This window comes from Rhodococcus sp. P4_F3_2 (assembly GCF_056401335.1).
Genome location: NZ_JBFUJN010000265.1, coordinates 1 through 391, shown reverse-complemented (window position 1 = coordinate 391; position 391 = coordinate 1). Strand labels below are relative to the sequence as shown.

Sequence of the window (391 nt, the reverse complement as noted above, 5' to 3'; positions counted from 1 at the left end):
TGCACGGCCCGTGGATCCTGCTGTTCTCGGCCGCGCTGGCCGGGTTGGTGCAGCAGATTCCGAAGTCTGCGCTTGCCGGACTGTTGATCGTCATCGGTATCCAACTGGTCAAGCTGGCGCACATTCGGTTGGCGCGACGGACCGGTGATCTGTGGGTGTACGGCATCACAGTGGTCGGCGTCGTGTTCTTGAACCTGCTCGAGGGCGTGCTGATCGGATTGGCGTTGGCGATCGCCCTCCTGGTGTGGCGTGTCATCCGCGCATCGGTCACGGCAGAAGAGTTGGGTGACAAGGATTCCGGGAAGTGGCGGGTGCTGGTCGAAGGGTCGTGCACCTTCCTGGTGCTGCCCAAGCTCACCTCGGTACTCGCCGGCATCCCGCCGCGGTCCGA

General features: G+C 63.9%; 1 pseudogene. It reads left to right on the top strand.

The features are described 5' to 3' along the window. Positions 1-391, top strand: a pseudogene (locus tag AC1DWA_RS33665) (carbonic anhydrase); the annotation flags it as partial.